At 42.8% G+C, this 14,058-nt stretch carries 17 protein-coding genes; 4 read left to right on the top strand and 13 right to left on the bottom strand.

Translation table 11 applies throughout. The features are described from left to right. Window positions 1-6: 6 nt before the first annotated feature. From HWQ41_RS06125 to rpmI, 5 genes are all read right to left on the bottom strand, one after another. A complete protein-coding gene (locus HWQ41_RS06125; RefSeq protein WP_292760701.1) occupies window positions 7-2,013 on the bottom strand; it encodes a primary-amine oxidase in 2,007 nt (668 codons plus the stop codon). Between the two features lie 153 nt (window positions 2,014-2,166). Then, on the bottom strand, window positions 2,167-2,691 hold the full coding sequence (locus HWQ41_RS06120; RefSeq protein ID WP_292760700.1) for a tetratricopeptide repeat protein: 525 nt from the start codon (window positions 2,689-2,691) through the stop codon (window positions 2,167-2,169). Window positions 2,692-2,798: 107 nt separating this feature from the next. Then, window positions 2,799-3,638, bottom strand: a complete 840-nt coding sequence (locus HWQ41_RS06115) for a transporter substrate-binding domain-containing protein (RefSeq protein WP_292760765.1) — start codon at window positions 3,636-3,638, stop codon at window positions 2,799-2,801. Between the two features lie 93 nt (window positions 3,639-3,731). Next, complete coding sequence (gene rplT / locus HWQ41_RS06110) at window positions 3,732-4,088, bottom strand: 50S ribosomal protein L20 (RefSeq protein ID WP_229545555.1); 357 nt, start codon at window positions 4,086-4,088, stop codon at window positions 3,732-3,734. 20 nt (window positions 4,089-4,108) lie between these two features. Next, the gene (rpmI, locus tag HWQ41_RS06105; protein ID WP_292760699.1) at window positions 4,109-4,306 is read right to left on the bottom strand and encodes a 50S ribosomal protein L35; all 198 of its coding nucleotides are present in this window, start codon (window positions 4,304-4,306) and stop codon (window positions 4,109-4,111) included. Window positions 4,307-4,421: 115 nt separating this feature from the next. Between rpmI and HWQ41_RS06100 the strand changes: the two genes are divergently transcribed. Then, complete coding sequence (locus HWQ41_RS06100) at window positions 4,422-4,955, top strand: GrpB family protein (protein ID WP_292760697.1); 534 nt, start codon at window positions 4,422-4,424, stop codon at window positions 4,953-4,955. A gap of 31 nt (window positions 4,956-4,986) precedes the next feature. On the opposite strand, the gene HWQ41_RS06095 is transcribed toward HWQ41_RS06100, so the two are convergent. The 8 genes from HWQ41_RS06095 to HWQ41_RS06060 form a co-directional block, all read right to left on the bottom strand. Then, window positions 4,987-5,148 (bottom strand): type II toxin-antitoxin system RelE/ParE family toxin, encoded by a 162-nt coding sequence (locus HWQ41_RS06095; RefSeq protein ID WP_292760695.1) that lies wholly within the window; start codon window positions 5,146-5,148, stop codon window positions 4,987-4,989. A 124-nt stretch (window positions 5,149-5,272) separates the two neighbouring features. Continuing rightward, the gene (locus tag HWQ41_RS06090) at window positions 5,273-5,566 is read right to left on the bottom strand and encodes a type II toxin-antitoxin system ParD family antitoxin (RefSeq protein WP_292760694.1); all 294 of its coding nucleotides are present in this window, start codon (window positions 5,564-5,566) and stop codon (window positions 5,273-5,275) included. A gap of 68 nt (window positions 5,567-5,634) precedes the next feature. Beyond that, entirely contained in the window at window positions 5,635-7,695 is a 2,061-nt protein-coding gene (locus HWQ41_RS06085; protein ID WP_292760693.1) for a ribonuclease catalytic domain-containing protein, read from the bottom strand. 21 nt (window positions 7,696-7,716) lie between these two features. Further along, complete coding sequence (locus HWQ41_RS06080; RefSeq protein ID WP_292760692.1) at window positions 7,717-7,872, bottom strand: hypothetical protein; 156 nt, start codon at window positions 7,870-7,872, stop codon at window positions 7,717-7,719. A gap of 170 nt (window positions 7,873-8,042) precedes the next feature. Further along, complete coding sequence (rpsR, locus tag HWQ41_RS06075; RefSeq protein WP_012411240.1) at window positions 8,043-8,258, bottom strand: 30S ribosomal protein S18; 216 nt, start codon at window positions 8,256-8,258, stop codon at window positions 8,043-8,045. Window positions 8,259-8,260: 2 nt separating this feature from the next. After that, the gene (gene rpmG / locus HWQ41_RS06070) at window positions 8,261-8,455 is read right to left on the bottom strand and encodes a 50S ribosomal protein L33 (RefSeq protein ID WP_196524501.1); all 195 of its coding nucleotides are present in this window, start codon (window positions 8,453-8,455) and stop codon (window positions 8,261-8,263) included. A gap of 43 nt (window positions 8,456-8,498) precedes the next feature. Then, on the bottom strand, window positions 8,499-9,056 hold the full coding sequence (locus HWQ41_RS06065; RefSeq protein WP_292760691.1) for an RDD family protein: 558 nt from the start codon (window positions 9,054-9,056) through the stop codon (window positions 8,499-8,501). A 136-nt stretch (window positions 9,057-9,192) separates the two neighbouring features. Further along, window positions 9,193-9,342, bottom strand: coding sequence for a hypothetical protein (locus HWQ41_RS06060; protein WP_292760689.1), 150 nt, complete (start codon window positions 9,340-9,342; stop codon window positions 9,193-9,195). Window positions 9,343-9,564: 222 nt separating this feature from the next. Between HWQ41_RS06060 and HWQ41_RS06055 the strand changes: the two genes are divergently transcribed. The 3 genes from HWQ41_RS06055 to glp all read left to right on the top strand — a co-directional run bounded on the left by HWQ41_RS06055 (window position 9,565) and on the right by glp (window position 13,930). Then, a complete protein-coding gene (locus tag HWQ41_RS06055; protein WP_292760687.1) occupies window positions 9,565-12,027 on the top strand; it encodes a diguanylate cyclase in 2,463 nt (820 codons plus the stop codon). Between the two features lie 174 nt (window positions 12,028-12,201). Then, window positions 12,202-12,522, top strand: coding sequence for a hypothetical protein (locus HWQ41_RS06050; RefSeq protein ID WP_292760686.1), 321 nt, complete (start codon window positions 12,202-12,204; stop codon window positions 12,520-12,522). Between the two features lie 166 nt (window positions 12,523-12,688). Next, window positions 12,689-13,930 carry a gephyrin-like molybdotransferase Glp gene (gene glp / locus HWQ41_RS06045; protein WP_292760684.1) on the top strand — a complete coding sequence of 414 codons (1,242 nt, stop codon included), beginning with the start codon at window positions 12,689-12,691 and terminating at the stop codon, window positions 13,928-13,930. The last annotated feature ends 128 nt before the right edge of the window (window positions 13,931-14,058 follow it).

The following is a 14,058-nucleotide window of genomic DNA, read 5'->3' as shown; positions in this document are numbered from 1 at the left end:
CTTCATTTACCTGAAATACGCTGTATGTATCGACTCAGGCAAATTGATAGCGGGATTACGACTAAAGAATCCTCTAGGGACTAGCTTAAAGCCAACTCGGTGAACAGGCATCACAGGCCAATCTTCCGATCGCGGAATATGAGTTATGCCCATTGTGTACCACAGTACGATATCTTCACCCATCAAGGACTCATCGTCTGCAATATATTTTGACAAACCCTGTCCAGGTTGAGTCTGGTTGGGATAATCTCCCCCAGCATAGAGTTCAGCAGGTTTATATTTTGTTACCCAGACGTGGTGAGTCGCAAATTCTGCCCGTTGACGGATTTTTGAGCCTTCCACAGGGAAAAATATCGAGTTTCCACCAGGCATCAGCATATATCCAGGTGCAGCCCCTAAAGCATTCTTTTTGTCTGCACTAACAATCATCCATTCTCGACTGTGTTTGATATCCAAATCGCGCACAGCAGTAGTTTCTTTTGTTAGTGGGGTTTCTGCAACTGCGATCGCATTTCCTAAAGGATTTTTCTCATCCATCGGCAAAGCTTTCACATTCATTTCCATCACGGAATTTGCTTGACCATCTACATCGAAATCTAGGCGGTAGTTGAAAAAGTGCTGGTGATTTACTCCAAAGATATTCTTAGCAATTAACCGACCATAGGAATCATCCTCAGATTGCTTTTGGGCAGCCGTTCCCTGCGCCAGTACGATACCCGTTAATTCATTTTGGACTTCCAAAGTCCCATCCTGGTGAAAGATCCAATTGATGCTGTAATCATAGTTGTCAACTGCCGCAGTCATCGTCATTACTAATTCTCGACTGCGACGGACATCATTGCGCTGAGTATTATACTCATAGTGCTTCCACAGCATTCCGTTATCGCGCTCGTAGATACCGATAACCCCTGGCATTACATAAGGTTCTCCCTGCTCATTAGCAAATACAGCATTTAGCAACAGGCCGTTTTCAGGAATTTCCTTACCTAACTCCATCGTATTTGCTAACAAACCAAGGTTATATTCTCCAACATCAAAGGCATTCCTAAATGACCAAGTAGGCTCAGGATCGCCATAAGGTACTACCATTTCTGATAGGCTAGCGCGGTATAAAACTGATCGAATATTTTCCCCGTCCTTGTGCGTCACTTGGTATAGCATTAATCCATTACGAGGATGCATTAAATAGCGAAACTTCCAACCTTGCCAGCTAATTTCATTGTTTTTGATCTGGAAACTTGCACCATTTGGTTGCAGAATCTTTAATGCTTTAAGTGGTGAAAGTAATTTGCCCAAAGATTTGATATCGTAGTTCCAGTTTTCTTGAGAGAAAGGTACGTTTCCTCTGTCAACAAAACTGGCAATTTTACCTGTGTTCAAGTTGACCGTTGCTACTACTCCTTCAATCGGACTACCGTAATAGTTCCAGGCTTTGCCTTTATAGTAAGATAAGCTCCGACAAAAACGATTACCTGTTGCTTCTTCCTGTTGACTGAGGATTCCGGGTGCCCACGAACTGATTTTGACTTGATCGAAATCGGTAATTCCCCGCCTTTGCATCGCTTTTTGCCATCGTGGATCGGCTTTGACTATCTGAATTGCCAGTTCATATTCTGAATTGACGATCGCAGGTTGTACAGACGGTATTTCTTTCCAAGAACTTAAGGTTTTGCTTGTCAGATCAACAATTCCCTCATAGGTTTTATTTAGCGATCGCTCATAAATTACCAAAAAAACTTTTCGCTGGAAAGCTTTACCAGGTATAAATTTCAGAACTTCTTCTTTATCTGGTTCTTGTAAAGCAATAATTGGAAAAGCTGCGATTTCGCTCAAAGTTTTTTCTCTTTTGATGACCGAAACAGCTGTACTAATTTCTCCCTCTGTTAGCGAAGTGAGTGGATGGGAAATCGAAGGCTGTTGAGCCGTCAATATTTCCATTAATCCGAGTGAGATAGAAATGACGACAATGATGGGAATAGCTAGCCACAAAAAACGCTTTAGCCGCTTAGTCATCTTTTACATTTTTACAAAAGACTTATAGTTATCTATTTCCAAGCCTAAGATTGAAAACCGATAAATTAAGAGACTAAAGCCAAATTAATTTATTAATAGTTGGGGAGTCGGGATGAGGAATAAATAAGCAATACCCCATACGCAATGCGCTATTTATGCAGAAACTAAACGGCGTAAAGATTCAGCACGACGTTTAGCGATAGAGTTATTTGGAGCAAGTTTTAGTGCTTCTTCGTAAGTTTGTAATGCCTGAGTAGTTAATTTTTTCTTCTCGTAGGCGTGACCGAGATTATTCAACCCTGTCACGTAGTCTGGTTTAGATTTCAGGGCTTCTTTATACTGACGAATTGCTAAGTCATATTGCTCTTGGGTAAAATAAACATAGCCTAGCCCGTTGTAAATGGGGGCGATATTTTCTTCTCCCTCGTCTTCGGCAGCTTTAAGAGCTTTTTGAAACAGCGCGATCGCTTGGGAATACATTTTTTTTTCTGAATAAATACTGCCTAACTCATAATATTCTTGAGTCGTACCCTTTTCTTTCTCTAACTTCTTTCGCAACCTTGCAAAGGAGCCTTCAATCTTGCGAGTTTTGAAAATCTGGCGAAAAACACCCACGGCTGCAAGTGTGAGCAAACCTACCAAAATTGAGAGATAAACAACGGCTAGACTGTTATCCATTGCTGCAAATACAAATATTAAAAGTTGTTTCTGTATCTATTATCAGCCTATTGTCATTTGTCCTTTGTCCTTTGTTATTCACTAATGACTAATGACTAATGACAAACTTACGGTAAACCCCAATATTGAGAGCGTTGCTGGAGCCAACCTTCTTCTAAGTAACGAGCGATCGCTCCATTCACATTTCGTCTTAACTCATCGTACTGCAATCCCTTGGGCATGACTACAGATAAGGGTTCAGTTGATAGCTTGGTTGGCAGTAGCCGATATTGGGGATATTGTTGCACCCAACCGCTCAGAACGCTAGCATCTGCGGCAAAGGCTACTGCGGCATTATTTTCTATTTCCTCTCGCGCTTCGTCATAGGAATTCACTCCTACCAACTCGGCATTTGGCACATAGTACCGCACTTTCGCAATGGTGCTGGAGTTGTTGAGTACGGCAATTTTGCGCTTTGCCAAATCACTCAACTGCTGCACAGAGGCATCTTTTGTAACTAATACAGTGCTATCCAAATAGTAGGGAACACTGAAACTAACTATGCGGCTGCGAGATTCAGTTGCTGTCACCCTAGCGATCGCAAAATCAACTTTCTTGTCTAAGACTACAGACAGGCGATCGCGATTCGCTACTGGTTTAAATTTGACAGCTTCGGCTTTACCAACCAAATCAACTGCCAAACGCTGGGCCAAGTCAATTTCTAAGCCTTGCAAATTGCCACTAGCATCTCTAAATCCCAAGGGACGCAAGTTATCCTTAACGGCAACAGTTAGATAGCCTCGCTGCTGAATTTCTGGCATTTCGGCAGCAGATACAGTTAATCCCGTCCCTACTATGGAAAAGCAAAAAATCCAAAAAATAGTGGCGGATAATACCAGATGTAACCGAGTAATTACTTTCCATCTGCTACATCCGTTATAGCGTTTCCTAATCATAATAAGGTACATCATAGTCCCCTCCTCGCTTGCGGGGAGGGGGTTGGGGGTGGGGTTCTTGTACCTCACTCAAGCGAGAACCGCTATATACATCCGTCGCCACCTTTATCCTTTAGCTTGATTTGCCAATTCCGCAACTTTGCCGAAGCTAGCTGGATCGAGGACTGCCAATTGCGCCAACATCTTGCGATTTAGTAGGATATCAGCTTTTTTCAGATTACCGATCAACTGGCTGTAACTCAAGCCGTGTTGCCTTGCAGCAGCGTTGATGCGGGTGATCCAGAGGCGACGGAAATCGCGCTTTTTCTTTTTGCGATCGCGGTAGGCACTCCGTAGTGCCTTCATCACTTGTTGGTTGGCGGTTCTAAACAGAGTTGAGTGGGAACCGCGAAAACCTTTAGCTAGTTTGAGAATTTTATTGCGGCGCTTCCGAGCTACATTACCGCGTTTTACCCGTGTCATAACTTATTATCCTGAAATACTTACAAATATGGGAGCATCAAGCGCACGTTAAGTTCATCGCGTTCATGTACAAGTGTACTCTGGCGCAGGCTACGCTTCTTGTTGGAAGATTTGTGCTCTAAAAGGTGGCTTTTGAACGCTTTCCGACGGACGATTTTGCCGGTGCCGGTGGCACGGAATCGCTTCGCTGCGGCTTTACGAGTCTTTAGTTTAGGCATAGTCTAACTTTAATTCGACACGATCCATTATTATATACTATTAAAATTGCTCCAATGGCAACTAAATAAACGATTTAACTAACCACGATCGCTGTAGATCAAATTAATTTCACCGATGGATGAAGTCAATATAGTCGAATATGACCCACATTGGCAGACTTTGTTTGCACAAGAAGCAGCAGATATTTGGCAGGCACTAGGCAATGACTTAGTTGTGGAAGTTGAACATATTGGCAGTACGGCAGTACCAGGAATGGCAGCCAAACCAGTTATTGACATCATGGTAGGAGTACGTTCCTTAGTAGATGCGAAATCTGCTGTTCCGATATTAGAATCTTTGGGATACGTTTATTGGCGTGAAAACCCGCATCCTGGACGGATGTTTTTTGTGAAAGGAATGCCACCATACGGAAAGCAACGTACTCATCATGTTCACATAGTCGAGGTGAAGAGCGAATTTTGGGAACGCAAGCTATTTTGCGACTATCTAAGAAGGCATCCTGAAGAGGCGAAACGATATGAAGCTTTAAAACGCGATTTGGCAGCAAGTTTTCGGAGCGATCGCGAGGCTTATACCAATGGTAAAAATGACTATATCCAGGCTGTGATGTCAAAAGCACGGTGTGAGGAGATGGGGAAAATCGTTTAGATCAAATGCAATTTTAAGGAATATCCTCACTTCAGAAAACTGTCTCTAAATCCCGATAACCACTGATAATACCTGCAACTTCCACACCACCATCAATGGGACGATAAAATACCAAGTAATCTTCTACCGGGAAACTCCGTAAACCGTTGCCAAAATTATCGGAACTTTGCCCCATATTAGGAAAATCAGCCAACAGTTTACATTGCTGTATAATTTTTTGTTGAGTCTTCGAGCCGCATCAGGATTAAAGCGGGTAATATAGCTGCTAATTTCTTTCAAATCTAATCTAGCTGAAGGCGCTAAAATACACCTACTCATTATTTAGCAGCCTCTACTTGTTGCATTTGGGCTTCAGCGCGTCGGATATCTTCCTCAATTTCAGCAAATACCTCTTCGCCATCAATTCCTTCGCCACGTTCGAGTTCTTCAATACCAACTTGAATTTTAGCTTTCAATTCTGCGAGACGCTGCTCTCGAATGCGTTGGCGTAGCCCGCCGCAGGCATCGCGTTCATCTAGCAATCTCAATGCTTCACCCATCACTTCACTCACTGAGTGATATCGACCAGTATTAACCTTATCCTTAACCAACTGCTCTAGTTCTGGAGTCAAAGATATATTGATAACTATTACCTCATTCGATTTACTTTATATGTTAACCGAAAGGGGTTGGAGCAAGGTTAATTCGCGGCTGTTTGAGCTTCTTGATAAATTATTTCTTGAAACTGGATCATATCTTTTTGGGGATCGGCGTGGCTAACTTTCACCAATATCTGTTCGCCCAAGTTCACAGAACGTTTGAAAACCATTGGTAACTGCAAGCCCAAATCTTCTAACAAAATTAGTGCCAAGTTGCTGTCTTCCCGCAGCCACATCAACACTGTCACATCCCAAGTTTCCTCTGGATGACGGCGTAAATACTCTAGAGCGTAATATCTATTAGTTTGCCGTTCTACCATCGTCACCTCTTGGGTAATGCTGGTGACAGTGATCATTACTTCTTTAAGTTGTTCTGCGGAAAATGGTAAAACTTCACCCCGCAAATGGGCTTTAAGTTGAAAGTGGGTGAGTAAGTCACTGTAGCGACGGATGGGAGAGGTTGCTTGAGTATAGGTATCCAAACCCAAACCAGCATGACGCAAAGGCGTAATGCTCATTTCACTCTTGGGCATACAACGACGCATGGCGCAAGCGCGAACGAATCCAGCCGGAAGTAGAAGCAATTCTTCATCTGGAGGTAATTCTGGTTGCGGTTGACCGCGAAAGGGCAAAGGTATATTATGAGCTTTACCATAACGAGCCGCAACTTCACCGGCAAGAATCATCATTTCTGCTACCACTTGCCGCGATGGGGAATCGTCCAAAATGTCAATGTGGATCTCATCACCTTTGACTTTGATCATCGCTTCGGGCATAGTGATGCTAATTGCCCCTTGATCGTAACGCCAAGCTTTGCGCCTCTTTGCCCAAGTAGCGATCGCAGCAATTTCAGGTTCTGCTTGTACCCGTAATTGCAGCATTTCATCTACATCTTCGTAGGTGAGGCGATAAGTCGGCTTAATCAAGCTGGTATGAATGCTGTAATCTTCTACTACCCCAGTTGTACCTAAAACAATCCCGAAACTGAGGGCGCAACAAACCCTTCCTTGTATCAGACTCATTGGCCCAGTTGCCAATACTTCTGGAAACATGGGAATCATCCCCGTAGGTAAATAGACTGTACTACCCCGTTTTCTCGCTTCCAAATCTAATTCATCTTCCGGCACTAACCATCGAGTGGGATCGGCGATATGCACCCACAGGCGTTCCCGTCCATCGGCGAGTACTTCCCAACTCAGACCATCGTCGATCTCTGTGGTAGTTTCATCATCAATGGTGTAGACCTTTAGGTGAGTCAGATCCAGGCGGTTGGTATCTGAGTCAATCGGCGGGAAATCCAAACGCTGTTGCGCCACTTCTAATACCTTATTAGGAAATTGAATTGGAATTGAAGAACGACGCAGGAACAAGTTTTCATTAGGACTCCAGCAACCCAAATCTACCAACAGTTGAAAGGCCCCTTGGGGTGTTGTGGGCCGTCCCAGCATGGTCATAGTTTCTAATACTGGAGCGCTTGGCGGATAAGCGCGAGCCAAGGAGTCATAATTGACCCCTGTCCGCACGGTGTCAGCAAGCAGTGCTGCGTATTTTTCTAGTCCTTCTAAGCGCTGGCGATCGTGACGCCCCCACTCTATTACTTCACCTTTGAGCGCCTGCTCTACGCGAGTTAAAAATTCCTGCTGTCCCTTAGCTTTTAGTGCCTCTACTTCCAGTTGGTGTTTGCGTTCTGCCACTTGAGCAGCAGTTCTGGCTTCGTAAGCGTCTCCTTTTTGCTTGAAATAAAGTTTGTCGTCTGATAACAAGCAATAGGCGGCGTAACAATAAGGCGCGGCTGATTCTGAAAATAGCAGATTCGCCATTTGGTCTGGGGTGACTGTTTCCCCATCTTCAACCAGTAATTCCCAAGCTACTTCCAAGCTAGATGGGTCTAAATAAGGCTTGACCTGCTCCAAAAAGCTGGCAATCTCAGATGGCTTGTAAGTCTGTCCGATAAATGTATAGGTTATTTGTCTAGGCGCGAGGCTGTGGGATTGACCACGTTCGTCTACCACAAACCAGCGAGTTTTACCGTCTGGACGTTCTACGATGCCCAGACGGCGATCGCCTTGAACCCTAAATTCAACTAGCGTCCCCTTCTCCACAACTCTCGCACTCTAATAATTTTAGATTTTAGTCACACCTTTGGTGCGCTGGAAGCGCAACTTGGATTTTGGTGAAGCAGCGAGGTCTTGGGGGTTTCCCCCATGAGCCACTGCTGAACCCGAAGGGATTTCATAACTGGTATTAAATCCTAAATCCAACCGTTTTTCATTCAGCAATCTATTTTACACTCTCTGATTCAGATTTGAGATTTTGAACTCACATAGACAAAGCTCAACATTTCTTTAGATACAGCTTCTCTTATATAATCCAAAATCCGTCTTGCAAAGCTCTGATCGGAGGAAACCTCCGCTCAGACTTTCCGCAAAATCCCAAATCCAAATTTGCTCTAGCCTTCCGCATTGATGAATGGCAACAAAGCCACAATCCGCGAACGTTTAATTGCTAATGTCAACTCTCGCTGTTGCTGAGACGTCAGCCCAGTAATCCGACGTGGCAGTATTTTACCCCGCTCGGTGACAAACTTACGCAATAAATCAACATCTTTATAATCAATTGGTTCTCCTGGCTTGATCGGAGAAAGACGACGACGGAAATAACTCATTTTTACTTAATTTCCTTGTGAACGGTATGTTTATTGCAGTGGGTGCAGAACTTTTTCAGTTCTAGCCGGTTAGTGGTGTTGCGGCGATTCTTGGTACTGGTATAACGTGAAACACCAGCAGAACGCTTGTTTGAATTTGTCCGACACTCGGTACACTCTAGTGTCACAATTATGCGGGCACCTTTACTCTTAGCCATAATCTTACAAACAGTGAAGCCTGAAGAGAATTAACACAAATGACTATCTTCTCACATTCCGCCGCATATTTTCAATTAATCTTTTGATTTTTATATCAAGCGAGTAGCCACGACGCGACGAAACGATGAAAGTTCCACAATAGCGATCGTGTAAAGCCTGCTGCATCTGGGTATCAGAGAAGGCAGTCCCACAATCAATTGCTAGGGGAAGTATTAGCAGTATAGCAGTGGGATTGGCTCTAATATTGCTCAGGGCAATTGACACGAAAAGGGCACCCAAGCCGATGATCGCCTCTCGCTTCACCAATGAGAGCAAATCTGGAATTCTGCCCATTACTTGCCCATCTTCGACTTCCAATACCTTTAAATCGAACGCCCAACGCCCTAAACTTTGCCCTTGATTGTTATATGGCACCAGCACCCGCAAAACCAGCCAAAGTATTACGAAAACGAAGATTTCAACAAATTGAATACCGATATTGGCGCTTCCGAGTAGGGAACTGACTAACCAGACACCAAGGAAATCTAGTCCTAATGCCATACCTCGCCGCCCAATTTCAGCTTTGGGATAGTGTTTTGGGGGAACTCGTTCGATAGTCATACAAAGTAGGTATTTTTATTTAGGGGTTGGGGAATAATGATTGCTCCTGTTTTTAATCTTAAGGTGAGGATTGAGTTAACTTTTCAAGGGATATGGAAAAGTAACCATTTGGCTTGCTGTGCATGAGCAAGAAAGATTAGTGGTGATAGTGGTTTTTCCAAAGCTGCCCTTTCGGTTCAGGACGGCGATAACTGTTGGTATTTAACGACTCTAGCATTTTGAGTTGAGTATTGCGATCGCTACCAGTGATGTTGGTGGTATTTCCGAAAGCATTCCCAAATGTCATAAATTGAATGCTTCAAAATGTCTGAAATCTCTTTTTTCTATCTTTGTGAGCAATCGGATAATGCCACATCTTAAAGTTACTGCAAATCTTCAAAAATTTAGTCATATTTAATTTATGCTTCGAGTATGTTGGAATTAATTAGTTAAATGGGTAATTTTAAATAATTTTTTAATTATAGAAAATTATTTAACTTGTATTGTTTGTTAATATTTTCATACTGCCATGTCCTTTAATCGTCTATCGGATGCTGAAATTAGTTTAGAGCAAATCCTTCATCAAATTAGAAAGCTGACTGTGCAAATTAATCAGCCATTTGAATTGATTGAAATTCTCCACATCATCGTCACAGAAGTCAGGAAAACTTTAGAGAGCGATCGCACCATTATTTATCGCTTCCTACCTGATGGAAATGGAGTAGTAGCTGAAGAATCTGTCAGCCCAGAATGGATGCCGATTCAGGGGCAATTAATTTACGATCCTTGCTTTAATGCCCAATGGGTAGAGCAATATCAACAGGGACGAATTGGTGTGATTGAAGATATTGATACTAAACTACTTGTTCCCTGTTACAAAGAACTATTAACCAAGTTGCAGATTCGAGCTAATTTAGTAGTGCCAATTTTAGTAAATAATCAGGAGATGTATGGAATTTCTAGTTCATCTCCTCAATTGTGGGGTTTACTAATTACTCACCAGTGCGGTAGTCCCCGCCAATGGAGTTGTTTAGAAATTGAGTTTGTACAACTGGTAGCAACACAACTTGGAATCGTCCTTCAGCAATCTGCTCTCAAAGAACGCCAGCGTGCGGAAGACGAGTTGCGCTGGCAACAAGCTTTGCTGCGCTCCATGACATACACTTCTTTGTTAGGATTCTATGTTGTTGACAACCGTACAGACAAAATTCTTTATTTTAATGATCGCTTCTGTGAAATTTGGGGTATTGAACACTTGAAAACCCAGATGCGAATTTGTGAACTGAAAAACAATGACATCATTCCTGATTGTCTACCATTAATTGCAGATTTAACAGCATTTGCTGAATCTTGTAAACCGTTGCAGTCTGAACAGAATCGTTCCACAGTTGAGAATGAAATTCTATTTGTAGATGGGCGCACAATTCGGCGTTTCTCCAGCCAGCTTCGGGATAGTCGAGATCAGTACTTTGGCAGGTTATATATTTTTGAAGACATCAGCAATCGCTTACGTACAGAAATCGCACTCAGAGAAAGCGAAGAACGTTATCGTTCTGTCATTACAGCAATGGCAGAAGGTATCGTACTGCAACAAACTGATGGACGCATTACCGCCTGTAACGAAAGTGCAGAAAAAATTTTGGGGCTAACTACTGAGCAAATGATGGGGCGAACTTCCATCGATCCGCTATGGAAAGCCATTCATGAAGATGGTACTCCTTTTCCAGGAGAAACCCATCCCGCCATCGTTACTTTACACACCGGACAACCACAATTTAATGTTGTCATGGGGGTTTACAAACCTGATGGCAGCTTAACTTGGATTTCCATTAATTCTCAACCATTGTTTCGACTCAATGAATTAAAACCCTATGCAGTGGTTGCCTCATTTACAGATATCACAGCACGGAAACAGATTGAACTTGCACTGCAAAACCAGACACAACGAGAACGTATGGTTTTTGCGATCACTCAACACATCCGCCAGTCGTTAGATTTAGATGAAATTTTGAATACAACTGTTGCCGAGGTGCGACATTTTTTGCAAACTGATCGCGTGATTATTTACCGCATGAATGCCGATTGGAGTGGTATAGTTGTCACGGAGTCTGTGGCAGAAGGCTGGAAGACAATCCTGAATATGGAAATTACAGACACCTACTTTGTGGAGACGCAGGGACGACAATCCTATCAACAGGGTATGATCAAAGTTACTCCAGACATCTACACCGCCGGATTAACTGCTTGTCATCTAGAGCTATTGAAACAGTTGCAAGTGAGAGCCAAGTTGGTTGTACCAATTTTACAAGGCGATAGTCTTTGGGGTTTGTTAATTGTACATCATTGCCGCGCTCCTCGTGAGTGGCAACTTTGGGAAAGTGAACTACTTAAGCAATTAGCAACACAAGTGGCGATCACTATCCAGCAATCACAACTTTGTGAACAGTTACAGCTTGCCAATCAGCAGTTGGAAAACCTCGCAATGGTTGATCAATTAACTCAGGTTGGCAATCGACGAGTTTTCGATATCTACCTGAATCACATCTGGCATGATCTCCTACGGAAAAAAGATTTTATCTCATTACTCTTATGTGATATTGATTATTTCAAACAATATAACGATACTTATGGTCATGCTGCTGGAGATACTTGTTTAACCCTCGTTGCCCAAGCTATCAAACGAACTGTTAAACGTTCGACAGATTTGGTTGCTCGTTACGGAGGAGAAGAATTTGCTGTCATCTTACCAGATACTGACAGGGATGGAGCTATTCATATTGCCCAACAAATTCATGAAGCTATCCAACAGATGAATATTTCGCATACTGCATCGACTGTAAAGCAATGTATCACGCTGAGTATAGGAATTGTGACAGTAATACCTGTTACTGATTTGGTTACTCTTGATTTAATCAAAGCAGCCGATCAAGCTCTCTACCAAGCAAAAGCACAAGGGCGTAATCGTTCATTTGTGAATAGGCTTTCTTTTTAGTACAGCCCACTATAAATGAGGTATAAAATTCGCTTTTTGAATGAAACGTGTCTAGTAGGATCACATTTCTGAAGCAGGTTTGGGAGCTACGAAAAATTTGCAGTCCCTGACCGACGAGGTGATATAAGGAAGGGGCTTTTCTTATTATTACAGTTTAACTCTTAAGAAGTTTCTATGGAAAAAATAATTCATCCTATTAAATACCGAATTATCGAACGTAAAATTACAAAAGAATTATCTTATTGGCATTTTATTAAAGGTAAAACCTTTTATAACCCACTGAATCTACCAAATGAGGGTGATATAGAATTCATGTTCGGTACAACTAAACAGAAAGTTGTTATTGAATTATTTCGGATTAATGGCGGGAAGGTAGGATACTATTTGGTAAACTTACGAGAGAAAAAATACTACTACTGTGGTCAAGACTGGGCAAGTATCAAAGCCAAGCTAAGAGAATTAGGTATTGGTAGAGATGAGCCAAATTACTCTTGACGTAAGCGTTTAGGGGTATAGAGAAGACAAAAAAACAACCTCCAAAATCAAGCAATAAAATTAAGCAGCTTTCAAAAACTTAGAATCATTAGAACAAAATGCTTTCTTGATTGAGTGGTCAGTGTTACTTTACAGGAATAAATGTAAAAAGTCGGAGGCGATCGCTATGTTATCAGTCAGCGATGCAGAAGCAATTATTTTAAATTTAGTACAACCGTTGGCTGATCAACGGGATACAGAAGTTGTAGATTTATTGACAGCCGATAGTCGCATTTTGGCAGTGCCTGTCACCAGCCCGCTAGATTTTCCCCATTGGGATAATTCGGCAATGGATGGTTACGCAGTTCGCTACGAAGATGTACAGCACTCTAGCGCCGAACAACCAGCAATTTTAGAAATTGTTGAAGAGATTCCGGCTGGGTATCAGCCCAAGTCTACGATTCAACCAGGGCAAGCCGCGCGGATTTTCACGGGTGCAGTGATGCCAGCAGGTGCAGATACTATAGTCATGCAAGAGAAGACACGTCGGGAGGAAAACCGCGTATTTATCCTGGCTGCGTCAAAGCCGCAAGAATTTGTCAGACACAAAGCATCTTTTTACCAAGCTGGAAGACAACTACTACCAGCAGGAATTAAGTTAAATGCCCCAGAAATTGCCGTATTGGCAGCAGCACAATGTCCACAATTAAGTGTTTACCGCCGTCCGCGTGTGGCAATTTTTTCCACTGGTGATGAGTTGGTATCAGTTGATCAACCGTTGCAACCAGGGCAGATAGTGGATTCTAATCAGTATGCGATCGCAGCTTTAGTAAGACAAAGTGGCGCAGAACCGTTAATTTTAGGCATTGTGAAAGATGATCCAGTTGCTCTGGAGAAAGTCATTGCCCACGCCGTTGCGATCGCTGATATAGTTCTCTCTTCTGGTGGTGTCTCAGTGGGAGATTATGATTATGTTGACAAAATTCTAGACTCCCTAAGAGCAAAAATCCACATTCGGGCTGTACAGATAAAGCCAGGAAAACCCCTCACTGTCGCCACCTTCCCCACTCCCCACTCCCCACTCTACTTTGGTTTACCAGGAAACCCTGGTGCTGTCTTGGTGACATTTTGGCGATTTGTGCTACCAGCAATCAAGAAACTTTCGGGAATTACTGAAAGTTGGGAACCAGTGTTTTTGAAAGTCCGATCGCATGATGAATTGCGATCGGACGGCAAGAATGAAACTTACCTTTGGGGTAAATTGCATTTAATTGATGGTGTTTACGAATTTCACAAAGCTGGTGGTAGTCACAGTTCCGGCAATTTAATTAATTTAGCTCAAACCAATGCCTTAGCTGTTCTACCGATGGGTAAAACATTAATTTCCCCACAAGAAGAGGTGCAAGTTTTGCCGCTTGTTAACGGGTAATGGGGAGTGGGGAGTGAGGGAGATGAGGGAGATGAGGGAGATGAGGGAGAATTATTGAACAAGTTTCTCCCTTATGCCCAATGCCCAATGCCCAATGCCCAATGCCCAATGCCCAATGCCCAATGCCC

The organism is Nostoc sp. NOS(2021) (genome assembly GCF_017115025.1).
In the GTDB taxonomy this organism is placed as follows: domain Bacteria; phylum Cyanobacteriota; class Cyanobacteriia; order Cyanobacteriales; family Nostocaceae; genus Nostoc.
The sequence above is the reverse complement of the archived record's forward strand: the minus strand, read 5'-3'. Positions and strand labels throughout refer to the sequence as shown.